24 protein-coding genes are annotated in these 21,283 nt (G+C 61.0%); 13 read left to right on the top strand and 11 right to left on the bottom strand.

All coding sequences use genetic code 11. The features are described from left to right. Nucleotides 1-145: 145 nt before the first annotated feature. Complete coding sequence (locus MJ639_RS12125; protein WP_243372728.1) at nucleotides 146-760, bottom strand: YdcF family protein; 615 nt, start codon at nucleotides 758-760, stop codon at nucleotides 146-148. A 197-nt stretch (nucleotides 761-957) separates the two neighbouring features. Here MJ639_RS12125 and MJ639_RS12130 point away from each other — a divergent pair, with 197 nt between their 5' ends. Both MJ639_RS12130 and MJ639_RS12135 read left to right on the top strand, forming a co-directional pair. Further along, on the top strand, nucleotides 958-1,530 hold the full coding sequence (locus MJ639_RS12130; protein ID WP_243372738.1) for a COG3415 family protein: 573 nt from the start codon (nucleotides 958-960) through the stop codon (nucleotides 1,528-1,530). 163 nt (nucleotides 1,531-1,693) lie between these two features. After that, nucleotides 1,694-2,737, top strand: a complete 1,044-nt coding sequence (locus MJ639_RS12135) for a YaaC family protein (protein WP_423790791.1) — start codon at nucleotides 1,694-1,696, stop codon at nucleotides 2,735-2,737. Between the two features lie 172 nt (nucleotides 2,738-2,909). Here MJ639_RS12135 and MJ639_RS12140 read toward each other — a convergent pair whose 3' ends face one another. After that, entirely contained in the window at nucleotides 2,910-3,581 is a 672-nt protein-coding gene (locus tag MJ639_RS12140; protein ID WP_243372742.1) for a helix-hairpin-helix domain-containing protein, read from the bottom strand. A gap of 116 nt (nucleotides 3,582-3,697) precedes the next feature. Further along, nucleotides 3,698-4,255: a PRC-barrel domain-containing protein gene (locus MJ639_RS12145; RefSeq protein ID WP_243372745.1), complete on the bottom strand. Its 558-nt coding sequence runs from the start codon at nucleotides 4,253-4,255 to the stop codon at nucleotides 3,698-3,700. A 172-nt stretch (nucleotides 4,256-4,427) separates the two neighbouring features. On the opposite strand from MJ639_RS12145, the gene MJ639_RS12150 reads away from it, so the two are divergent. Genes MJ639_RS12150 through MJ639_RS12160 form a run of 3 tightly spaced genes read left to right on the top strand, consistent with a single transcriptional unit; the run spans nucleotide 4,428 to nucleotide 6,978 of the window. Beyond that, nucleotides 4,428-5,399, top strand: coding sequence for an ABC transporter substrate-binding protein (locus tag MJ639_RS12150; protein WP_243372763.1), 972 nt, complete (start codon nucleotides 4,428-4,430; stop codon nucleotides 5,397-5,399). After that, entirely contained in the window at nucleotides 5,399-6,208 is an 810-nt protein-coding gene (locus tag MJ639_RS12155; protein ID WP_243372765.1) for an ABC transporter ATP-binding protein, read from the top strand. The genes MJ639_RS12150 and MJ639_RS12155 overlap by 1 nt, the downstream gene beginning before the upstream one ends. Further along, on the top strand, nucleotides 6,205-6,978 hold the full coding sequence (locus MJ639_RS12160) for an ABC transporter permease (protein WP_243372767.1): 774 nt from the start codon (nucleotides 6,205-6,207) through the stop codon (nucleotides 6,976-6,978). The genes MJ639_RS12155 and MJ639_RS12160 overlap by 4 nt, the downstream gene beginning before the upstream one ends. On the opposite strand, the gene MJ639_RS12165 is transcribed toward MJ639_RS12160, so the two are convergent. Then, the gene (locus MJ639_RS12165; RefSeq protein WP_243372769.1) at nucleotides 6,975-7,766 is read right to left on the bottom strand and encodes a class I SAM-dependent methyltransferase; all 792 of its coding nucleotides are present in this window, start codon (nucleotides 7,764-7,766) and stop codon (nucleotides 6,975-6,977) included. The two genes, MJ639_RS12160 and MJ639_RS12165, sit on opposite strands and share 4 nt — an antisense overlap. Before the next feature lie 209 nt (nucleotides 7,767-7,975). Between MJ639_RS12165 and MJ639_RS12170 the strand changes: the two genes are divergently transcribed. From MJ639_RS12170 to MJ639_RS12180, 3 genes are read left to right on the top strand one after another with little or no spacing between them, the layout of a single operon-like run. Next, nucleotides 7,976-9,112, top strand: a complete 1,137-nt coding sequence (locus tag MJ639_RS12170) for an ABC transporter substrate-binding protein (RefSeq protein WP_243372771.1) — start codon at nucleotides 7,976-7,978, stop codon at nucleotides 9,110-9,112. A 4-nt stretch (nucleotides 9,113-9,116) separates the two neighbouring features. After that, nucleotides 9,117-10,181 (top strand): FecCD family ABC transporter permease, encoded by a 1,065-nt coding sequence (locus MJ639_RS12175; protein WP_243372781.1) that lies wholly within the window; start codon nucleotides 9,117-9,119, stop codon nucleotides 10,179-10,181. Continuing rightward, the gene (locus MJ639_RS12180) at nucleotides 10,175-10,960 is read left to right on the top strand and encodes an ABC transporter ATP-binding protein (RefSeq protein WP_243372784.1); all 786 of its coding nucleotides are present in this window, start codon (nucleotides 10,175-10,177) and stop codon (nucleotides 10,958-10,960) included. Before MJ639_RS12175 ends, MJ639_RS12180 begins: the two co-directional genes overlap by 7 nt. A 3-nt stretch (nucleotides 10,961-10,963) precedes the next feature. Here MJ639_RS12180 and MJ639_RS12185 read toward each other — a convergent pair whose 3' ends face one another. After that, a complete protein-coding gene (locus MJ639_RS12185; protein ID WP_243372786.1) occupies nucleotides 10,964-11,899 on the bottom strand; it encodes a DUF5996 family protein in 936 nt (311 codons plus the stop codon). A 74-nt stretch (nucleotides 11,900-11,973) separates the two neighbouring features. After that, nucleotides 11,974-12,894: a hemerythrin domain-containing protein gene (locus MJ639_RS12190; RefSeq protein ID WP_243372788.1), complete on the bottom strand. Its 921-nt coding sequence runs from the start codon at nucleotides 12,892-12,894 to the stop codon at nucleotides 11,974-11,976. A 153-nt stretch (nucleotides 12,895-13,047) separates the two neighbouring features. On the opposite strand from MJ639_RS12190, the gene MJ639_RS12195 reads away from it, so the two are divergent. Beyond that, a complete protein-coding gene (locus MJ639_RS12195; RefSeq protein WP_243373246.1) occupies nucleotides 13,048-14,046 on the top strand; it encodes a threo-3-hydroxy-L-aspartate ammonia-lyase in 999 nt (332 codons plus the stop codon). Here MJ639_RS12195 and MJ639_RS12200 read toward each other — a convergent pair. The 3 genes from MJ639_RS12200 to MJ639_RS12210 all read right to left on the bottom strand — a co-directional run bounded on the left by MJ639_RS12200 (nucleotide 14,043) and on the right by MJ639_RS12210 (nucleotide 15,395). Continuing rightward, nucleotides 14,043-14,729, bottom strand: coding sequence for a hypothetical protein (locus MJ639_RS12200; RefSeq protein ID WP_243372790.1), 687 nt, complete (start codon nucleotides 14,727-14,729; stop codon nucleotides 14,043-14,045). The genes MJ639_RS12195 and MJ639_RS12200 overlap by 4 nt on opposite strands. Then, nucleotides 14,726-15,028 (bottom strand): hypothetical protein, encoded by a 303-nt coding sequence (locus MJ639_RS12205; protein ID WP_243372792.1) that lies wholly within the window; start codon nucleotides 15,026-15,028, stop codon nucleotides 14,726-14,728. The genes MJ639_RS12200 and MJ639_RS12205 overlap by 4 nt, the downstream gene beginning before the upstream one ends. 124 nt (nucleotides 15,029-15,152) lie before the next feature. Beyond that, the gene (locus tag MJ639_RS12210) at nucleotides 15,153-15,395 is read right to left on the bottom strand and encodes a DUF3297 family protein (protein ID WP_243372794.1); all 243 of its coding nucleotides are present in this window, start codon (nucleotides 15,393-15,395) and stop codon (nucleotides 15,153-15,155) included. 177 nt (nucleotides 15,396-15,572) lie between these two features. Here MJ639_RS12210 and kynA point away from each other — a divergent pair, with 177 nt between their 5' ends. Further along, nucleotides 15,573-16,397, top strand: a complete 825-nt coding sequence (gene kynA, locus MJ639_RS12215; protein WP_243372796.1) for a tryptophan 2,3-dioxygenase — start codon at nucleotides 15,573-15,575, stop codon at nucleotides 16,395-16,397. Between the two features lie 9 nt (nucleotides 16,398-16,406). Beyond that, the gene (locus MJ639_RS12220) at nucleotides 16,407-17,627 is read left to right on the top strand and encodes an aminotransferase class V-fold PLP-dependent enzyme (RefSeq protein ID WP_243372798.1); all 1,221 of its coding nucleotides are present in this window, start codon (nucleotides 16,407-16,409) and stop codon (nucleotides 17,625-17,627) included. A 43-nt stretch (nucleotides 17,628-17,670) separates the two neighbouring features. Here the strand turns inward: MJ639_RS12220 and MJ639_RS12225 are convergent, their stop codons facing one another. Next, on the bottom strand, nucleotides 17,671-18,849 hold the full coding sequence (locus MJ639_RS12225) for a BaiN/RdsA family NAD(P)/FAD-dependent oxidoreductase (protein WP_243372800.1): 1,179 nt from the start codon (nucleotides 18,847-18,849) through the stop codon (nucleotides 17,671-17,673). 194 nt (nucleotides 18,850-19,043) lie between these two features. Here MJ639_RS12225 and MJ639_RS12230 point away from each other — a divergent pair, with 194 nt between their 5' ends. Both MJ639_RS12230 and MJ639_RS12235 read left to right on the top strand, forming a co-directional pair. Continuing rightward, nucleotides 19,044-20,351 carry an MFS transporter gene (locus MJ639_RS12230; protein WP_243372802.1) on the top strand — a complete coding sequence of 436 codons (1,308 nt, stop codon included), beginning with the start codon at nucleotides 19,044-19,046 and terminating at the stop codon, nucleotides 20,349-20,351. Between the two features lie 74 nt (nucleotides 20,352-20,425). Then, the gene (locus MJ639_RS12235) at nucleotides 20,426-20,863 is read left to right on the top strand and encodes a YqaA family protein (RefSeq protein WP_243372804.1); all 438 of its coding nucleotides are present in this window, start codon (nucleotides 20,426-20,428) and stop codon (nucleotides 20,861-20,863) included. A gap of 61 nt (nucleotides 20,864-20,924) precedes the next feature. Here MJ639_RS12235 and MJ639_RS12240 read toward each other — a convergent pair whose 3' ends face one another. After that, entirely contained in the window at nucleotides 20,925-21,170 is a 246-nt protein-coding gene (locus MJ639_RS12240) for a hypothetical protein (RefSeq protein WP_243372806.1), read from the bottom strand. Between the last annotated feature and the right edge of the window lie 113 nt (nucleotides 21,171-21,283).

Here is a 21,283-nt window from a genome sequence, read left to right on the forward strand (position 1 = left end):
ACCCGATTACGCCCATCGCTTCATCAGCACAAATGATGAAATGTCATCGATCACCCTTGGAACGGTGATGATACGTTTCACGGAAACGCCTTCAAAGGCGCCGGAAAGTCTCCGAAAACCCTTGAAAAACCCGCAACAAGCCGTTTCAGCAATGCCCGGAAACCCGGCACCGGGTGAGGTAGTAGACCTCCGCCACCAGAAACCCTCCCCATGCCCTCCATCCCACATAGCGGCTCGACGGAGTCGGTGACGGCTGTGCCTCGATTCCGAGTCGCTGCGCGATCGCCATGGCCCGGCGCATATGCAAAGGATCGCTGACGATCAGGACACGCTTGATCCCATGCCTCTCCAGAAGAGGCTTCGCGAAAGCCAGGTTCTCCTGCGTGGTACGGGAGGCCTCCTCCAGCATGATGGCCTCCGGCGGCACGCCCTGCGCCACGCTCCAATCCCGCGCGGCTGCCGCCTCCGTCAATCGGTCGCCCGGCCCGAGACCGCCGGTCATGACGAGCCTGCTCACGCGGCCCGCGCGAAGGAGATCGACGCCATGGCGGATACGCTCCTCGAAGACGGGCGAAGGCCTGTCCGTATAAACCGCGGCACCGAGCACGATGGCCGCATCGGCAGGCCCATCGCTGAAGCGCCGCGCATACAGCGCGATCTCCACCATGGTGCCAATCGCAACAAGCACGAGCAGCGCCAGAACAGCCGCCATGGTGCAAACCACAGCGCGACCGAGCCTTCTGTCTGCGTGACGCCGCATTTCATTTCCCCAAAGGTCATCCCGGACGCCGAAGGCGAGCCGGGATCGCGAGACGAGAATGGCGCCTCATCCGGACAACGATCCCGGATCGGCTTTGCCGTCCGGGATGACGCCACCTCCTATCCCCCCTATCTCAACCTTGACTGTTTTCCCAGATCGGCTACATTGTTCTTGTTTTGTTCTGATTATTGATTGCCATGACATCCTATTTCACCTGCCCTATCCTTCCTTCCAATGAAGCCGCCGAACCGGCGAAGTCCACCCCCTCCCGCGAAAAGCTCACCCATGACCGCATCGCCGCGATGCGCAATCTCGTGGAGGGCACGACTCGTTCCTACAAACGCATTGCCGAAGAGATCGGCGTCTCCATCGCCACTGTCTCCCGCTACACGGCGCAGGAGGGCTGGCGACGTCCGCCGGGAGCCGCCGCTCCCGCTCGCACGGCCAATCAGCGCGAACGCGTGACGCAGAAGCTCTGGAGGCTCACCGAGCGCCACGCGGATGCGCTGGAAGATATGCCCGTGGAGCTCGCCCAACGTTCACTCCAGCCGCTGGCCCGCCTCACGCGCGTGCTCGGCGACATGGACAAGCACAACCCGCCTCCCGAACCCCAGCGCACGGAATTCGCCTACGACGAGGATGAGCCGCCTCCTCGCACGCTCCACGAATTGCGCGACGAACTCCAAGCCCATCTCGACCGCATCATGGAGGAAGAAGGCTATGGCTGGGAGGTAAAGGAATGGTGGTTCGAAAGCGGTGGCGGGATTTAGGGAGAAGCTGCATTTGCAGAATTGCGCATCCAGACAGTTTTGCTTATTGAACGAGCTTATGATCCTAAGGAAAGCAAATATAATCCCACATACTGACGTAGGTCGCTTCGCTTGGTCGGGGCTGCGTAGATTTCATCATGTACCCTCAGTCGTTGATACACTGATGTTACTCCACGCAGTCCCGTCAAAGCATCGACCTAATGTCCTCAAGCAGGCAAGCCAAATTAGGCAATGCTTAATTCAGGCTAGAGAGTACAAGGAGGCCGCTGCCGCAACGTCCTTAGCAACCAAGCCGTTGCTTCTCTACTATTCCCTTATGTCGCTTGCTCTTGCTCAAATCCTCTTCAAAGGAGGCGGCAACGACAGCCTTGATGCAGCAAGGGGTGAGCACTCGCATCATGGGTTAGTTTTCAGAACCCCTCAAGTACCGAAGGATGCGTATCAGCTTGCTACAACAGCCAGTCGGCTAATAGCCGAGCCCATGACAACAGGGGGCAAACGGCGTGGAACTTTCGAGTTATGGCATCGTACTGCACGAGAAGATCCGGTAGTTGGATTACTGACTCGCCCCTCTGGCGATGGAACAACTACAGCTCCAGCCCATGTGTTCTTTGTTGGAAGAGATGAACGTATGGGAGAAATTCCCGAGCAAGGTATCTCACTTCTTGACTGTTTTGCTGGAACACCAGGGATGCTTGAGTGGCTCGCTGGACAAGATGTTAATTCCGATGTTGTCCGTGCGATGTTCAATGGACGAGTGCTCCAAGATGGGGGCTTAGAACAACAGCTAGTGGTCCATCCGCATCGTGCCGATCGCATTCAGCAGTTCTCGGATGACATCAAAATTCGAGCAAGCGATGTTGATCGAGTAAACATCACCGAACTAGCCTCTGCCTTTGTGCTACGTGTTCAGGATAAAAGTGATGATCGTGTCCATATGTCATTACCTCCTTGTGCGATGTGGACAACTGATGAAATTCGTTTTCTACCGTCTAAAACTTCAATTAACGAGTTCGGGTATATTTATATTGGCCTATATATATTAGGGAATTACGCGAGGTACTTCCCCGACAGGTGGATGGTCGACGTAGAGTCGGGCTCTCCACTGGCCATGGCAGCAGAAGAGTTCGTGGCTATGGCGGAGTGGCGAATGGCCTTGCTCACATTGTCGGACCTTAGCCAGAATTATCTAGTACGCCAGATATAACGAATGCATTTTGCATGTATGGGTTATGTGTGCCTTCTAACTTAACTTTCTAAGCAACATTCCAACTGCGCCACGATCAGATCTAGTTATCTGGAATGCCTTTTTAAGACTGTTGATATAGAAAATATTCTGAGTATCTAGCTACTCAAACTGACTCAGGTGGTGGCCCCACTCACCGCACCGTCACCTGATCTTTAATCTTCTCGTAGACCGAGCGGCGCATCACTTTGCGCTTCACCAAGTCCTCCACCGACGCATAGGGGCGACCCTTGATGATGGCACGGCCGAGGGGGCCCGCGCCTTTCATGGTGTTGAGCTGTTCGAAGCTCGCTGTGTTGAGATTGATGAGATCGCCTGAAGGCGGATTGCTTGCTACATTCACCGCGCCGGTCATCTCGGGCGCTGTATGAGTCTGTGGCTCGCTGGCGTTGGCCTGTTTCGTTTCGTGAAGGGGCACAGCTTTATTCGGGTCCGCAGGCGTCGCAGCGGCAGCACCCTGCTGCGCGTTGTCGGGTATGATCCCCGGCGCGGTCTCTGGTGCTGAAGCTGCCGATGAGCCCGTGTCCATGGCATGGTCGACGGTGAGATCGGCAACATCAGGATCTGCGCTCGCCACTTGCGTCGTGGATGATGGGGCGGACTGATCGAGCACCTGCACATTGCTCGTGGTATCGCGTGTATCCGCAGAGGTAATCGCGTCCTGCGATGCGCTGCGTCTCTCCGCCGTCAGCGAGACGGCGAATGCGCTGGCGCCCACCAAACCGAGGACGATGACGACGCGCATCCATTGAAATGCTGCGATGCCGCGTGCCCGGCGGATCGCCTGAGGGTTCTTGGTATGCATGATAACACCCGCACGCTTTTTCACTTCTCACAAAAGGAAGCATGCGGTTGGTAGACCCGTGATATGGCAGATCGGTGGCAAGCCGATCTCAGGTTATAGCGTTGGCGCATGCGCCTTTACGGGCGATTGAGCCAGTAATTCTGCATCTCCCGCTCGCGGTCTTTCTCGAGCCTTCCCTCGCGCTCATGCGTAAAGAGAGGCGAGCCGCGCAGCTGCTCTTCCGTGATCTCCGTGTGGTAGCCTTCGAGTTCCGTGTCGTAGGTGAGCTTGTCCCAGGGGATAGTGTGGTGATGCACCCCCATACCGAACAACCCGCCGAACGTGACATCCACGTAGAGCACGCGCCCGCTCACCTTTTCGATGATGAGGCGCTTGATGGTGCCGATCTGCATGTTGTCGCGGCCATAGACCGCCGTGCCTTCCACGCGGTCGCTCTCGATGACGGGCCTGGGCGCAGGCTGGTGGAGCGGGCCGGAGAGATAATGGCCGTTCTCCAGGATGCCTGCGGCCACCACCGCGCGGCTGGTATCGAGGTTCCATTCCTCGTCGGGCCCGATCTCCCGGGCCATGATCCAAGGCCCGTATTCCGGCGGCAGCAGCTCCGCGCGCGGCTCATCCGTATAGCCGCGAAGGCCCGGCATGTTCACGGCATGGAACACGTAATAGCTACGCATCGACGGCCTCCCTTCTTCACAGGACGCCCCTCCTCGATTTCCTCACAAATCCCCTGAAAGCGCAAGGGATCAGAGCCAAGCGTTGCTTTAAGAATGAACCGGCCAGCGGCACTCGCCATTGACCTTGCTCGCGGATCGCCTAGCCTGTTTGACTGTTACAAGGAGACCACCGATGCGGCATGGATGGCGGCCTTTCCTTCTCGCGGCCTTAGGGTTGCTGGCGGCTCACGCCCCGGCCTTCGCGCAAGGCGTAACCCTTCGGGTCGGGCATTTCCCCAACATCACCCATGTGCAGGCCCTCGTGGCCAGGGGCATGGAGCGGCAGGGCAGGAACTGGTTCGCGGACCGTCTCGGCCCGGGCACCAAGATCGAGTGGTATGTCTACAATGCGGGCCCCAGCGCCATGGAGGCGATCTTCGCCAATTCCCTCGACCTCACCTATGTGGGGCCGAACCCGGCGCTCAACGCCTATGCGCGCTCGCGCGGCGACGAGGTGCGCGTGGTGGCAGGCGCGGTCAATGGCGGCTCGGCGCTCGTGATCCAAGGTGATTCCACGCTTGCCAAGCCCATTGACTTCAAGGGCAAGCGCATCGCCACGCCCCAGTTCGGCAACACGCAGGACGTGGCGGCCCGCGCCTGGCTCGTCGCCGGCGGCCTTCGCATCACGCAGACGGGCGGCGACGCGCAGGTGGTGCCCACCAACAATCCCGATCAGCTCACCCTGTTCCAGAACAAGCAGCTCGACGGCGTGTGGACGGTGGAGCCGTGGGTGTCGCGCCTTGAATCGGAAGCCGGCGGCAAGGTGCTGGTGGAGGAGAAGGACGCGATCACCACCATTCTCGTTTCCAGTGCGGGCTATCTCGCCAAGAACCGCGATGTCGTGAAGCGCTTCGTCGCCGCGCATCGCGAGTTGACCGAATGGATCAAGCAGAACCCGGACGAAGCGCAACGCCTCGCCCGTGAGGAGTTACAGGCCACGTTCAAGGTCGACATGCAGCCCGAACTCGTCGCCCGCGCCTGGGCGCGCATGAACATCACGCCGGACGTGACGCTCAATGCCTTCCAATCCTTCGTCACGAGTGCGCAGGCGGTGGGTTTCTTGCGCGGCACGCCGGATCTCGGCCGCCTGATCGAGGCGCCTTGATGGAGGTTCTCACCACCGTTTCATCCGAGACCCGCCTGCCCAAACTCGAAATCGAGGGCGTGTCCAAATGGTTCACGCCCAAGCGCAGCCTCATGGTCCAGGCGCTCGACAATGTGTCGCTATCCGTCACGAAGGGTGAATTCGTCTGTTTGCTTGGCCCCAGCGGTTGCGGTAAGTCAACGCTGCTCAACATCATCGCAGGTCTCACCAAGCCCGATGATGGCCGTGTTCTCGCCGATGGAAAGGTCATCGAGGGCCCCGGACGGCAACGTCTGGTGATGTTCCAGGAATCCGCGTTATTTCCCTGGCTCGATGCTTTCGGCAACGTGATGTTCGGCCTGAAGCTCAAGCCCGATCTGACCAATGCGGAACGCCGCAAGATCGCCGATGAATATCTCGATCTTGTGGGTCTCGAAAAGTTCAAGCACGCGCACATCCATGAACTCTCGGGCGGCATGAAGCAGCGTGTGGCGCTCGCCCGCGCGCTCGCGCCCGATCCGCATGTCCTGCTGATGGATGAGCCCTTCGCTGCGCTTGATGCGATGACGCGCGACCAGCTCTACGATGACATCCAACGCATCTGGATGGAAAGCCGCAAGACCATCGTGTTCGTCACGCATAACGTGCGCGAGGCGGTATGCCTCGGCGACCGCATCGTGCTCATGTCGCCCTCGCCGGGCCGCATCCAGCAGGTGTTCGAGATCCCCCTGCCGCGCCCGCGCGACATCAACAGTCAGGAGCTTGCGGCTTACGCATCGAAGATCGCGGCGGCACTGAAGGGCACGGCAAACGGGGCATCTTCCGAATGAAGCGCATAGCGGTTGCCCTTCTCTTTTTCGCCGGCCTTCTCCTGATATGGGAGCTTGCCGTGCGCAGCGGACGCTGGTCCGCTGTTCTGCTCCCCTCGCCCATCTATGTGGCGGAATATATCTGGTATGCGCTGCTCGACGGAACGCTCATCGAATCCACTTGGGTAACGCTAAAGCGCCTGCTCGTCGGCTATATCGCCGGCGTACTCATCGGCCTGCCGCTCGGGCTTCTCACCAGCACATCACAATTCCTGGAGGACACCTTGGGTGCACTGGCCCTGGGCTTCCAGACCTTGCCGAGCGTGTGCTGGGTTCCGCTTGCACTCGTGTGGTTCGGGCAGACGGAAGGCGCGATGCTCTTCGTCGTCATCATGGGCACCGTGTGGTCTGTGATCATCGCCACCGATCACGGCGCGCGCAACATTCCGCCGATTTATGCCCGCGCCGCGCGTACCATGGGCTCAGAGGGCTTTCACAAATGGACGCGGGTGATCCTGCCCGCGTCGCTTCCCTTTCTCGTGAGCGGCATGAAGCAGGGCTGGGCTTTCGCCTGGCGCTCGCTGATGGCGGCAGAAATCTACGTCACGATCCTCACCGGCTTCGGCCTCGGCCACCTGCTCCATTACGGGCGCGAGCTCAACGCCATGGATCAGGTGATCGGAATCATGATCGTGATCGTAGTGATCGGCCTTCTGGTCGACCGCCTGCTCTTTTCACCGTGGGAGCGTTTCTTGCACACCCGATGGGGCACGAACCTCAAGGAGGGCTAGGCTTTCTCGGCTACAACCGCGTAGCGATGCTGCGTGGCCCGCTCGAAGCCCTTCAGCCACGGCAGGTTCTTCGCCTGCTGACGGTGGATGGCGCTGAGGTCGTGATCGATGGTGATCTTGGCAAAGCCCGCCTCGCGCAGCAGCGCCGCCACTTCCTCGGCGCGCGCGCCTTTCGAGAAATACACCTGGCTCAGGATGCGCTCGTGTGTCTCCCGCATGGCATTGGGCGCGTGCGGCGCGCCCGCTGCTCCCGGCAGCAACCGCTCGATGAAGCGGATAAGCCGCTTCGCGAATGTATCGGATACGAAGTCACCATCGACGATCAGGACGCGCCCACCGGGCTTGAGCAGGTTATGCCACTCGCGGAAGGCCGCCTTCGGATCGACAAGCGTCCAGACGAGATGACGCGTGACGAGCACGTCGTAGCTCTCCGGCTTTTCCAGCGTGCGTTCCGCATCGCCCATGACGAAGCGAATGTTTGAACCGCGCTTGGCAGCTTTCGCCCGCGCCTGCTGGAGCATCGCTTCGGACCAGTCGAGGCCCGTGACATCGAAGCCCAGATCGTGAAGCAGGTGAGAGATCACGCCCGTGCCGCTCGCCAGATCGAGCGCCCTGCGGCCGGCGCCATGGCCGAGATGGCGCAGGAACAGTGCATGCCAGGCCTGGCGCTCCTCCTCTGAAAAGATCTCGTGCCCGACCTGCGTGTCGAAGGTTGCAGCACGCTGCGACCAGTAATCGCGGATCTCGTCACGCAATGAGTAATTCGATATCGTGGATGCGTCCGACATGACGATTCTCGTGTGATCTTATGAAAGCGCGCCAGAGCTAGTTCTCGTTTGAGCGACAGTCAAACGGTTATGCGGAAAAGTCAGAATGGAATGATTGTAAACTGCCTCTGCGCTTCTTTTGAATTGAAGTAATTCTAAAAGATATTTCTTGCGCGGCGAAAAATCAGGACCATAGGAGGGCTTCGCTTTACTCCCGATGCGAGGTCACGATGAACCTGAACAAGCTCGCCCTTGGCGCCATCCTGGCGCTGACAGCGCTTCTTCCCCTGCCCTCTAAGGCTGCCGACACGATCACCGTCACGGACATCACGGGCCGTCAGGTTCAGGTGAAGGCGCCGGTGGAGAAGGTGATCCTCGGCGAAGGCCGGCAGATGTATTTCGTCGCCGCCATCGATACGGATCAACCCTTCAAGCGCGTCGTGGGCTGGCGCGACGATCTCGAGAAGGCCGACCTCGACGGCTACAAGGATTACCTCGCCAAATACCCGCAGATCGCGAAGATCCCCACCTTCGGCGGCTTCAAGGAAGGCACGTTCGACGTGGAGCAGGCGGTCTCGCTGAAGCCCGACGTGATCCTGCTCAATGTCGAGGCCAAGACCGCGACGGACGACGCCAAGCTCATCGAGAAGCTCGCCAAGATCAACATCCCCGTGGTGTTCGTGGACTTCCGCGAGAAGCCCTTCGAGAATACCGATCCGAGCATGCGCCTGATCGGCAAGCTCTTCGGCAAGGAAGCCCGCGCCGAGGAATTCATCGCCTTCCGTAAGCAGCAGATCGATCTCGTCACCGAGCGTCTCGCCAAGGCGAACCCGGCAAAGCCCGTCGTGATGATGGAGCGCGCTGGCGGCTATTCGGATGATTGCTGCATGTCCTTCGGCAACGAGAACTTCGGCAAGTTCGTGGAGATCGCAGGTGGCCAGAACCTCGCCGCCAAGATCATTCCCGGCACTTTCGGCGTCGTGAATCCCGAACAGATCATCGCCGCCAATCCCGACCACGTCATCGTCACGGGTTCCAACTGGGAACTCTATGTGCCCGGCGGCGCATGGGTCGGCGTCGGCTCCGGCGCGGACAAGGCAAAGGCTCGGCAGAAGCTCGCCAATCTCATGAAACGCCCTGCCTATACCGGCGTGAAGGCGGTGAAGGACAACCAAGTGCATGCGGTCTGGCATCAGTTCTACAACAGCCCGTATCAGTTCGTAGCGATCCAGGCGATGGCAAAGTGGCTGCATCCCGAGCTGTTCAAGGATGTCGACCCCGAAGCGACTATGAAGACGCTCTACGAGCGTTTCCTGCCGGTGCCCTACAAGACCGGATACTGGGTGTCGCTGAAGGACAAGGACTGATCCCTTGGCTCACTCCCCAGCCATCTCTCTGCAGCAGGGGCGCGGTGTCTACCGCGCCCTCGTGCGTCGCAAGCAGCTCATTCTGCTGGCGCTCGCCGTGGTCATGGTACTCTCCGTGATCGCGGATCTCGGCCTCGGCCCGGCGCGTTATTCCATGCGCGAAGTCGTGCTCGCGCTGCTGGGCTCCGCGGAAGTCTCGGAGCAGATCAGCGTCGTGATCTGGGATATCCGCATGCCCGTGGCGCTGATGGCCATTGTCGTCGGCGCGGCGCTTTCGGCAGCAGGCGCGCAGATGCAGACCATCCTCAACAATCCGCTGGCGAGCCCCTTCACGCTCGGGATTTCGGCGGCCGCGAGCTTCGGCGCTTCCGTCGCGCTCGTCTTCGGCATAAGCTTTCTGCCCTGGGCCATCGACTACGTGGTGTCGATCAACGCGCTCCTCATGGCGATGGGAGCGTCCCTCTTCATTCACTTCATGAGCCAGAAGCGCGGCGTGACGGTGGAAACCATCGTGCTCCTGGGCATTACGCTCGTCTTCACGTTCAACGCTCTTCTCGCGCTCGTTCAGTATCTTGCTTCCGAGCAGGCCCTATCGGCCGTCGTGTTCTGGACCATGGGCAGCCTGACACGCGCCACCTGGCCGAAGCTTGCGATTACGACGATCGTGCTCGCCGTCTCGCTGCCGCTCTTCATGCGCCGTGCCTGGGCGCTGACGGCCTTGCGGCTTGGCGAGGATAAGGCAGCGAGCTTCGGCGTCAACGTGCGCTGGTTGCGTCTTGAGACCATGATGATCATCAGCGTGCTTGCCGCCGTTCCGGTCGCCTTTGTCGGCACTATCGGCTTCATCGGGCTTGTCGGGCCGCATATCGCGCGCATGCTGGTGGGTGAGGATCAGCGTTACTTCCTGCCGGCTTCCGTTCTGTCGGGCGCGGCCATTCTCTCGCTCACCTCGGTCATCAGCAAGACCATCGTGCCGGGCACGATCTTTCCTATCGGCATCATCACGGCGCTGGTGGGCGTGCCCTTCCTCTTCAGTCTCATCATGACCACGCGGAGGCGCGCATGGTAGCCATGTTGCAGCTCGAGAATGTCGGCGTCCGTTATGGCAAGGTCGAAGTTCTCTCCGGCATCAGCACGCCTGTCTTGCAGGGTGGCGAGGTGACGGCTGTGATCGGCCCGAATGCCGCCGGCAAGTCGAGCCTGTTCCGCCGCATCGCGGGACTGCTCGACGGACCAGGCCGGATTCATCTGACGGAAGCTTCGTTCGATCCCTCCTCCGGCACGATCTGCTATATGCCGCAGGATACCTCCGTGAATACGGTGTTGACCGTGTACGAGTCGATCCTGCTCGCCCGCAAGCAGGGCAGCCTGAGCCGTCATGTCTCCGATCTCGACCTCGAGACGGTCGACGGCGTCGTTGCCGCTTTGCGGATCGAGGCCATCGCCTTCAAGGGATTGTCGGAACTCAGCGGAGGCCAGCGTCAGCTGGTGTCGCTAGCCCAGACCCTTGTGCGCGATCCGAAGATTCTGCTTCTCGACGAGCCGACGAGCGCGCTCGACCTTCACCGGCAGGTGGAGGTTCTGGCATTGGTGAAGTCATTGGCGCGCGAGCGCGCCATGTGCGTGATCGTTGCTGTGCATGATCTTAACCAGGTCATGCGCGTGGCCGACCGCGTGATGGTGATCGACGAAGGCACCATGGTGCGCTGCGGTTCTGTCGAAGAGGTGATCACGCCTGATCTTCTGCGCAGCATCTACAGGGTGGATGGACGCATCGAGCGCTGCTCCCGTTTCTGTCCGCAGGTGATCATCGACGGTCCGCTGAACCGTCCTCTGGCCGCGGAATAGGCGTCAGACCGGCCTCACCCGCGCCGGGGCGCCCATCTCGCATTCCAGCGCCGCGCGATCCCACCCTGCCGCATCGGCTGCGGCGGCATAGGTGCGGCTGAGGAATTCGAGAAGCAGCGTATCCGGGTCGTCTGCCTTGCGCAAAGTATCGTAGGGCAGGATGAATTCGTTCAAGGCCGTGTCGAAGAATGCGCCTTCCGGCATGGCGGCTTCGCGAAACCCCGGCGGCTCGGGATAAGCGTATGAATAGAATGCGGCCTGCGGATAGGCATCGTTGCCCGGCCAGAAACCCGCGCTGCTCACCTCATCGGAATAAGCCTCGCGCGTCACATCGTCGGGCAGGCCCGGCACGCCGCCGGGATGCGGCGGTGCTTTACGCCCCGAAAAGCGCGTGACAGCGAGATCGAAACTGCCCCAGAAGAAATGCACCGGCGAGGCTTTGCCCAGGAATGAGCTGCGAAAGAGCTTGAACACACGGTCCGTCTGCAGCAGCACGCGCCAGAAGCGATAGGCCGCATCCGCGTCATAGCTCGCATGAATGCGATCCTCGGAGAAGCGGATGGGGTCCGGCACCTCGTTCGGCATTTCCTTGATAGTGACATGCCCGCCGATGCCGCGCAGGAGATCGAGCAACTCTTCGTAGAATTCGGCGACGCTGCACGGCTCGAGCGCCATGATGCCTTCATCGCCCCGGCTCGTGCGCACGAGCAACCGATGAGCGATGAAATCGAACTCGATCTCCACGGCCTCATGTCCGAAAGGGATGGGCGATGTGGTGAGCCCGCGTGCGCTCACATAGAGCGGCACCTGCCAGCCGTGATTGAGCCAAGGCGTCAGCGACAGCCTGATCTTGCCTACGATCTGCGTCCAGAGCTGCAGCGTGGCAGCCGTGTCGCGCCATTCCGGATAGTTCAGCTCGGGCCAAACGGCATCATCCATCGGGCGTCTCCGTTCGCAATGCGTGCTACGCCCGAGGATATAGTCCAGCCGTTCAGGTTGTCACGGGAGGGGCTCTACGGCCCCTCCTTCTTCATCGCACCTGTATCGCGGTTCTCTGTCTGCCCTCCGCCGGTCCCCATCGACCCCACAGAGGAGGCCGGGCTGGTGCCGGGAACAGTTCCGCCGGGCTGAAGTGGCGTCGAAAGACTAGACGGTGCACGAGGCGGATTGGCGGATGAGAACCAGTTCTCCTCCGAACCCGCACGGGTATCTCGCGGCATGGAACGCGGCGAGCCCGTGGATGCACGACCTTCCATGCCGCGTCGGCTCAAGGAGCGATCGACCACGCCACTGTCGAGCGGGAATGGCGGCTGCGGACGGCGCGGCGCAGGGCGCAGAGGGCGGTTCGAGCGCGATTGCCCGCCCTGCGACATGCTCCAAGCCAGGGCTGCACCGCCGATGGCGAACGCGCCTGCGAGAATGGCGAAGGTCATGCCGGTCGGCATGCCATAGCGGCTTGGCATCATCGCCTGCGGCATATGCCAGCGCGACGCTTCGTAAGAAGCGATCTTCTCGCGCTCATAGGCGCGCCGCAACTCATTCGCCTCACGCGCGGAAATGATGCCGTGCGCAGCGACCAGAGCGCCATTCTCCTCCAGGCTGAAGGCATGACGGATCACGCCCACGAGTTCCTTGAAGTCGAGAGCCCATTCTCTCGTGTTCTTGTTCGGTTGCGTGGAGAGCCTGCCAATCCGGCGGCGAATATCGTTATGCTCGTCGTCGAGTTCGTGCAGATAGGTTTCCGTGCGCCCGTCGCGGGCAAGCGCGGGGTAGAGAACGTTCTGCTTGGCCGCGATGTGGCGGTCGAGTTCGTCCTCGAGATCAGCGAAGAGTTCAGCGCGGCTGTTCGGTCCCGTTCCTGTGGCCTCCAGCACCTCGCGGCAGAGTTCCTCGATATTCGCGTGCTCCGACAAAATCATTCGCCACAGATCCATGGTAAGCCTCCTCTGGCGCTTGCTTCAGCGGAGAACGGCTGGAGGGCGCGGACGTTCCGAGGAGTAGCTCCTTGGAGCGCAAGAGTCGGCGCGTGACAAATCGCCTGCGAAATTGCTATGGAAGAACATCTCTTTCTCAACCAGCATCCGGCCATGAGCGCACAGACCCAATCGCAAGCCTCCTCGTCTCTTCCCACTTATGACGACGTGATCACGGCGGCCTGGCGCATCGCGGGCGTGGCCCATCGCACGCCGGTTCTCACCTCCCGCACGGCCGACGAGCGCACGGGCGCCACGCTTTTCTTCAAGGCGGAGAACCTGCAGCGCGGCGGCGCCTTCAAGTTCCGCGGCGCCTACAACGCCATCGCGCGGCTCTCGGACGATGCGAAGCTGCGCGGCGTGGTCGCCTTCTCCTCCGGCAATCATGCGCAGGCCATCGCCTATGCGGGTCAATTACAGAAGGTGCCCACTGTCATCATCATGCCCAAGGACGCGCCGGCCATGAAGGTGGAGGCCACCAAGGGCTATGGCGGCGAAGTGGTGCTCTATGACCGCTATACGGAAGACCGTGAGGAGATCGGCCGCAGGCTTTCCGAGGAACGCGGTCTCACGCTCATTCCGCCCTACGACCACGAGGATGTGATCGCGGGCCAGGGCACGGCGGCGAAGGAATTGATCGAGGAAGTCGGGCCGCTCGACATGCTGCTCGTCTGCGTGGGCGGCGGCGGATTGCTCGCGGGCTCGGCGCTCGCAGCCCAGGCGCTTTCCCCATCGTGCCGCATCTACGGCGTGGAGCCGGAAGCGGGCAACGATGCGCAGCAATCCTTCCGCACCGGCTCCGTCGTGCGTATTCCCGTGCCCGTCACCATCGCCGACGGCGCGCAGACCACGTATATGGGCCAGAAGACATTTCCCATCATGCGCGCCCTTGTGACCGACATGGTGACGGTGACGGACGAGATGCTGGTGGACACCATGCGTTTCTTCGCCGAGCGCATGAAGATCGTAACGGAGCCGACCGGTTGCCTTGCGGCCGCAGCCGCCCTTCACGGCGTCGTGCCTTGCAAGGGCAAGCGCGTCGGCATCATCATCAGCGGCGGCAACGTGGACCCGAAGGCTTATGCGCGGTTTCTCGCGGGCAACATGGGTTAAGGGCCGGCACGCAAGATAATCGCGTTGCCGTCGTGATCGCCGGTGGTGAGTTTGGGGTTGTCGGTGAGAGCGTTGTCGAGGCTGACGGAGTCGGACATCTTGTAAGCGGCGTTCCGACTCATCCTCTCGGCAAAATCGTCCCGCGCCTGATTGAAGGACGCAAAGCGGTGTCCGGGCCAGCGGAACGGATCGACCCGCTCGCGGCTGAAGGCTGCGGTGAAGAGATAGGCTTGCCCCATCTGATGCGGGCCGAAGATGCGGCCGTGATTATTGCTGAGTTCGAACACCTCGTTGGAGAACGCATCGTCCCAGCCCTTGGGCAGTTGCGCATAAAGCTGCCCGCCGATCATGCCCTGATAGCCGGCGGAATGTCCGAGGCGGATAGGATAGCCCGCTTGCGCCGCCGCTCTTAAGAGACGCGCGACCGCATCATTCCGGCTGACGGCTGTTTCGTCGACGATGATGACGTTGATGGGCTCGCGCAGGATCTTGCCCTGATACACCTCTCCCAGCCAATCCGACGGCACGCCTTGCGCGGTGAGCATCCATTTGCCGATGGCAGGCAGGCCTTGCGGGCTGGCAGCCTCAAGATAAGGGTTCGTCTGGGACCGGGCTGGCGCAGTGAATGAGAAGGCTGCCGAAAGCACGGCGCAGAAAACCACCAGGGCGCGAAGCGCCTTCACGACTGACCCTGTGGGACGAAGAAGCAGATGATGGCCTTCGTCACCTGCTCCTCGCACAGATGGTATTTCTCGTCCGGAGAGGCTTTGGTGTATTCGCGTCCGACGAAGCGGCCATCCCAGAGGCGATAGCCGTCTTCCGTCTCGAAGACGGTCTCGCCCTTGGCGGCGATGAGTTCGCGACAATCGTGATCGTCGCAGCACCAGGCCGGATACCAGCTATGGGCCATCGCCTGAGCCGCGGAGAGAAAGAGCACCGCGGCGGCAATCCGGGTCTGCCTATTACCCCAACCTGAGGCCATGCAGGACAAGCCTTTCTTGAGAACGCTCTTCTCAATCGGTAGCTTGTCCTTGAATGTTGGGCAGATTATGCGCCTGTCCAGCCCCGCTTCAACCTTAAGCCGCAGGGTTGGCTCTCGCTCAACTTCAGTCGCTTGACTGCAGGTAAGGCTCGACCTTGCCCTTGAGCTTGATGGTCATGGGATTGCCGAAGCGGTCCTTGGCGTTGCCGGCGATGACGCGGATCCAGCCTTCGCTGACGCAATACTCGTCCACGTTGGTCTTCTCGGTCCCGTTGAAGCGGATGCCCACGCCCTTGGCCAGGATCTCCTCGTTGTAATAGGGGCTGTCGGGGTTGTTGGACAGGCGGTCGGGAAGCGCGTCGGCCATCGGCAAGGTTCTCCATCGAGGGGTCGAAATCGGCCCGCAACCTACCCTCTCCCGAGGCCAATGCCAATTCCATGCGGCCTTCCCTCGTGACATTGTTCGCCCACGCCCTATCTGACTCCGTCAGCCCCTTGCAAAACAACAGATTCGAGGGGCCGCGCAGGAGCTAAGGAGGGCAGAATGTCGATCGATACGGAAGGAATCCACACCGATTTCCAGGAGGGGATGAGCTACGGAGACTATCTCCGGCTCGATACCCTGCTCTCTGCCCAGCAGACCCTGACGAACGAGCATGACGAATTGCTCTTCATCACCATTCACCAGGTGATGGAGCTGTGGCTCAAGCTCATGAACCGCGAGCTCGATACCGCGCTGGCCCATCTCCGGGCCGACGAGCTGCAGCCTGCCTTCAAATGCACGGCGCGTATCAACCGCATCCAGGAACAGTTGATCCAGGCCTGGACGGTGCTCTCCACCATGACGCCGTCCGATTATCTTAGCTTCCGTCCGGCGCTCGGCCAGTCCTCCGGCTTCCAGTCCTGGCAATACCGCCTCATCGAGTTCAAGCTCGGCGCCAAGGACGAAATGAAGATGGCGCCGCACCGGCACCGCAGCGATATCGCTGCCCAGCTCGAAGCCGCCTATCGCGCCCCCAGCCTCTACGACGAGGCCTTGCGCCTTCTGGCGCGGCGCGGCTATTTCGTGCCCCAGGATGTGCTCACCCGCGACGTGACGCAGCCCTATGTGGCCCATCCCGGCGTGGAAGCGGTGTGGGAAGATATCTACCGCCATTCCGGCGAGCATTTCGATCTCTACGAACTCGCGGAAGAGCTGGTGGACCTCGAAGACGCCTTCCAGCAATGGCGCTTCCGGCACATGAAGACCGTGGAGCGCATCATCGGCATGCGCCGCGGCACTGGCGGCAGCACCGGCGTCACCTATCTGCGCAAGGCGCTGGAGCGTTATTTCTTTCCCGAACTCTGGTCCGTGCGCGGCCAGCTTTAACGATCAAGCATGACCATGCTCGACCTGCGTTCCCACTTTTCGCGTTTTCTCAACTCTGAACCGGAGCGCCTGCATTTCGCGGCGCATAGCCATCATCCCTGGCCCGACGTGACGCGCGAGGCGCAGCTGCAAGCATGGGACGACGCGGCGCGGCTCATCGACGACAAGTGGGAGCATGTGCTCGGCCCCGCGCTCGATGAATTTCGCGCGCATGTGGCGATGCAACTGAATCTGCCCGATCCATCGACCATTGCCGTAGCACCCAACACGCACGAATTCCTCAAGCGAATCCTGTCATGCTTTCCGGCCGACAAACCCGTTCGCATCCTGACCTCGGATGGAGAGTTCCACTCCTTCAGCAGGCAGATCGCGCGGCTGGAAGAAGACAGCACCGTCAGCGTCACACGTGTACCCACCGAGCCTTTCGCGAGCTTCGAGGACCGCTTCGCCACTGCAGCACGTGAAAACGATTTTGATCTCGTTTTCGTCAGCCAAGTCTTTTTCAATTCGGGCTTCGCGGCGGATGTGCGCAGGCTCGTCGAAGCAGCAGGCGACAATGCGATGGTGGTGATCGACGGCTATCACGGCTTCATGGCGCGTCCAACCGATCTGAGCACCGTCGCAGATCGGGCGTTCTACATCGCAGGCGGCTACAAATATGCCATGGCCGGCGAAGGCGCCTGCTTCATGCATTGTCCGGCGGGATGGGGTTTGCGCCCGCCCGACACGGGCTGGTACGCCGCCTTCGGCAATCTCGCGCAGGCACAAGCAGGACAGGTCGGCTACAGCACCGACGGCTGGCGCTTCATGGGCGCCACCTTCGATCCTTCAGGTCTCTACCGATTCAACGCTGTGATGCGCTGGCTGAGGGAAGACGGTCTGTCGCCCGGGATCATCCATGCGCATGCGAAAGCCTTGCAGGAGCAGTTCCTTCAGCGCGCGGTTGATTGCGCCCTGTTGAACGACGCTCGACTGGTAGTACCGCAGGATGAAGTCCGTCGAGGAAATTTTCTCACCTTTGAAACCTCGAAGGCACAGGCAATCCATCACACGCTGTCGAAGCTGAAGGTGATGACGGACGTGCGCGGCGAGCGCCTGCGTCTTGGCTTTGGAATCTACCAGACACAGGAAGAAGTGGAGGAGTTGATCCGGCGGCTCTGCGAGGCGAGCGCTCTTGAATCATCCCGGGATTGGGCTCTCGCACGCGCATCGAGCGGCGCGCTCCTCTGAGAGTAAAATTACTCCGGCATAACGGCGCGGACAGGAGAGGCCGTCAGACCGCCTGCCCTGCGCACCATCCAGACGACCAAGCCCACTGGAAATTGTAGCCCCCGAGCCAGCCGGTTACGTCCACCACCTCGCCGATCATGTAGAGGCCGGGAACGGACTTCACCTCCATCGTGCGGGAATCCAGCTCGCGCGTATTGACGCCGCCAAGAGTCACCTCTGCCGTGCGATAGCCCTCCGAGCCCGCCGGCTTGAAGCGCCACTGGTTCACCGCTTCGTCGATGCGGCGCAGATGCTTGTCGGAATAATCGGCAAGGTTCTGAGGCCCCTTCTCCATCTCCGCGACGAGCTGCGCGAGGCGTTTCGGCAGAAACTCGGCCAAGGCCGTCTGGAGCGCCTGCCGACCATTGCGGGAGCGCGCGGTGCGCAGCTCCTCGAACAGGTTCACGCCGGGAAGCATGGACACGACAATCTCCGCGCCCTCGCGCCAATAGGACGAGATCTGCAGGATCGATGGGCCGCTCAAGCCCCGATGCGTGAAGAGCATCGCCTCAGTGAACTTCGTCTTGCCGCAGCCGACGACGGCATCGACGGAAACGCCGGCAAGCGGCGACAACCGCTCCAGCATCGACGGCTCCAGCGTGAGCGGAACCAATGCAGGGCGTGTCTCGACAATGTTCACGCCGAATTGCTGCGCGAGATCATAGCCGAATCCGGTCGCGCCCATTTTCGGAATCGACTTGCCGCCTGTTGCCACCACGAGAGAGTGGCACTGCACGGCGCTCTCCGAGAGCGTGAGACGAAAGCCGCCCTCGGTCTTTTCCACCTGCGTCACGGATGTTCTCAGACGCAGTTCGACATTCGCCTGCTTCATCTCGTTGAGAAGAAGATCGACGATCTGCCGCGAGGAGCCGTCACAGAACAATTGTCCGAGCGTCTTCTCGTGATAGGCGATGCCGTAGCGCTCCACGATGGCGATGAAGTCGCGTTGGGTATAGCGCCGCAGCGCCGAGATGCAGAAGCTCGGGTTCTGCGAAATGTAGTTGGCGGGCGCAGCATTGAGGTTGGTGAAGTTGCACCGCCCTCCCCCGGAGATGCGGATCTTCTCGCCGGGTTTGTCGGCATGGTCGAGGATCAGCACGGAGCGTCCGCGCTTGCCCGCTTCCGCCGCGCACATCATGCCCGCGGCGCCTGCGCCGATCACCACAACGTCGAAATGTTTCAAGGGATGTCCTGAAGGCTCATGCAAAAGATCGCGGCCTGTTCGTAGGCATCTCCTGGCCTCCATGCAAGCTGGCAAGGCAATTGACTTCGAAGCTCTAGAGGCTCAAGGATAATCGTTACATAATTACAATGCCTCTTGGCAGACCTTGCGCTGCGGAAGGTGAAACAAGAACGCCAAAGATCAGGGGAGCGGTGATGAGCGGACAGGTTGAGCTTCACGGCGCCGCCCAGGCGACACCGGCCACGAGCCGCGCCAGAACCCTTCTCGGAGGGTCGATCGGCCATTTCATCGAATGGTACGATTGGTCGATCTACGGATTTCTTGCCGCCATCTTCGCGCAGCAGATGTTTCCTGCAAGCAGCACGGCGGCATCCCTGATCGCGAGCTTCTCGGTCTTCGCCATCGGCTTCCTGGGCCGCCCGATCGGCGCGCTGGTGCTTTGTCCGCTCGCGGACAAATACGGCCGGCGCAGCCTGCTTTCGATCACCATTCTGCTCGCCGGCATCGGCAGCTTCGTCATCGGTCTATCCCCCACTTACGAGCAGATCGGCCTAGCGGCTCCGCTGCTGATCGTCGCCGCCCGCCTTCTCCAGGGCTTTTCCGCAGGAGGCGAAGCGCAAATTGCCGTTGCCTTTCTGAACGAGCATGCTCCGCGCGAGCACCGGGCGCTCGCGGCCTCGCCGCAGCTCATGGTGGTGGGCCTTGCGGTTCTTGTGGCAACAGCCATGGCCAGCCTGATAAGCTCCGCTCTTCCGCAGGATGATCTGATCGCCTGGGGATGGCGCATTCCGTTCCTCATCGGCGGTGTGGCTTCGCTCTACGGCCTTTTCATGCGTCGCGGCTTGCAGGAAACACCTGCTTTCGAGCGGTCCCGCGCACAGCACAAGATCACCATAGCCGGAATTTTCAGCGCATTGGCGCAGCACCCGAAGGAAACCTTCATCGTTTTCGCCCTTCAGCTGTGCGGCGTTCACTACTATCTCTGGCTCGTGTTTCTGCCGACCTATGCGAACATGATCGGCGGGCTCGACCGTTCCTTAGGCTTTGCCGGAAATCTCATCGCCTTAATCGTCTATTGCGCGGGCATTCCAATCTTTGCCTGGCTCTCCGACCGCCATGGCCGCAAGCCGTTCCTGATCACTTCCGCCTTTGGCTTTGTCCTGCTGACCTACCCGCTCCTGTCGCTGCTTTCAGGAACAATCAGCTTTGGCATCTATCTGTTCGTGGCTTTGGTCAGCGCATTGCTGATCGCCATCAACAGCGCCGTGGCGGCTACAATCGCCGCAGAACTGTTCCCGACCCATGTGCGCACATCCGGCATTGGGATTCCTCAAGCAATCTGCGCCGCGATCTTCGGCGGCACGGCTCCCATCGCGGTCACTTGGCTCAACGGTCTGGGCGGCGTGGCTTACGTTTCCACCTACATGATCGCGCTGACAGTCGCTGGATTGCTCGTTTACGTTTTCGTGATGCCGGAGACGCGCGGCCGTTCGCTCGATTGAGGCCCGCGCGATTGAGCGCATCAGGACAGACGTGCTAAGCGCATGCTGTCCACGCGCTTCAGCCCCTGAGCCTCATGCCTCATCTTGCCGAATACGGCGCTCTCTTCGCCGCCGCGTTCCTGTCCGCCACGATCTTTCCGTTTCAATCGGAAGCCGTTCTTTTCGGCATGCTGGTGGCGGAGCATTACACCTGGTGGGTGCTCATCCTCGTAGCGAGCCTCGGCAATATTCTCGGATCCATCGTGAACTGGTTCCTGGGCCGCTTCTTCGCCCATTTCGAGGACCGCCGCTGGTTTCCAGTGAAGCGCGACCAGATGACGAAGGCGGAAAGTTGGTATCGCCGCTATGGCCGCTGGACCCTGCTGCTCAGCTGGGTACCGATCATCGGCGATCCGCTTACCATCGTAGCAGGCGTGCTGCGTGAGCCCCTGCCCGTTTTCATTTTGCTTGTGACGCTCGCCAAGACGGGCCGCTACCTCGCCGTGGGCGCCCTCAGCCTCGGCTGGATCTAACGATCACTAACGATTGCATCGGATTGACCCCAAAAGTGCATTCCACTTTGGGGGCCGATGCTCAAGGCCCCTGAAGGCTCGCCCAGAGCTCTTCGAGCTGGCTCGGCTCGATGACCTCGCCGGAAGCCGTGCGGATTACCGCATGCATGCCCGCCGGAGCCTCGTTGGTCATGGCCCAGTGGATGGCTTCTCTGAGGGAGGAGAATTCCATCACGTCGCTGCCGTGAGGCGGCGTGGTGCCTTTGGGCGTGCCCATCGGCTCGTATTGCAGGTGGGCTGTAGCATCCCAATCGGTCTTCGGCACCATGATCTTAGCCCTCTCCATTGGCGTTGCCGGACCAACGCATAAGGGCTTGGCCGGTTCGGGCAAGGGTGGCGGCAAGCTCGGCGGGCAAGAAAATTACGCAAAAACGCAGCCCT

Origin of the sequence: Microvirga solisilvae, from assembly GCF_022808595.1 — a bacterium.
Taxonomy (GTDB): domain Bacteria; phylum Pseudomonadota; class Alphaproteobacteria; order Rhizobiales; family Beijerinckiaceae; genus Microvirga; species Microvirga solisilvae.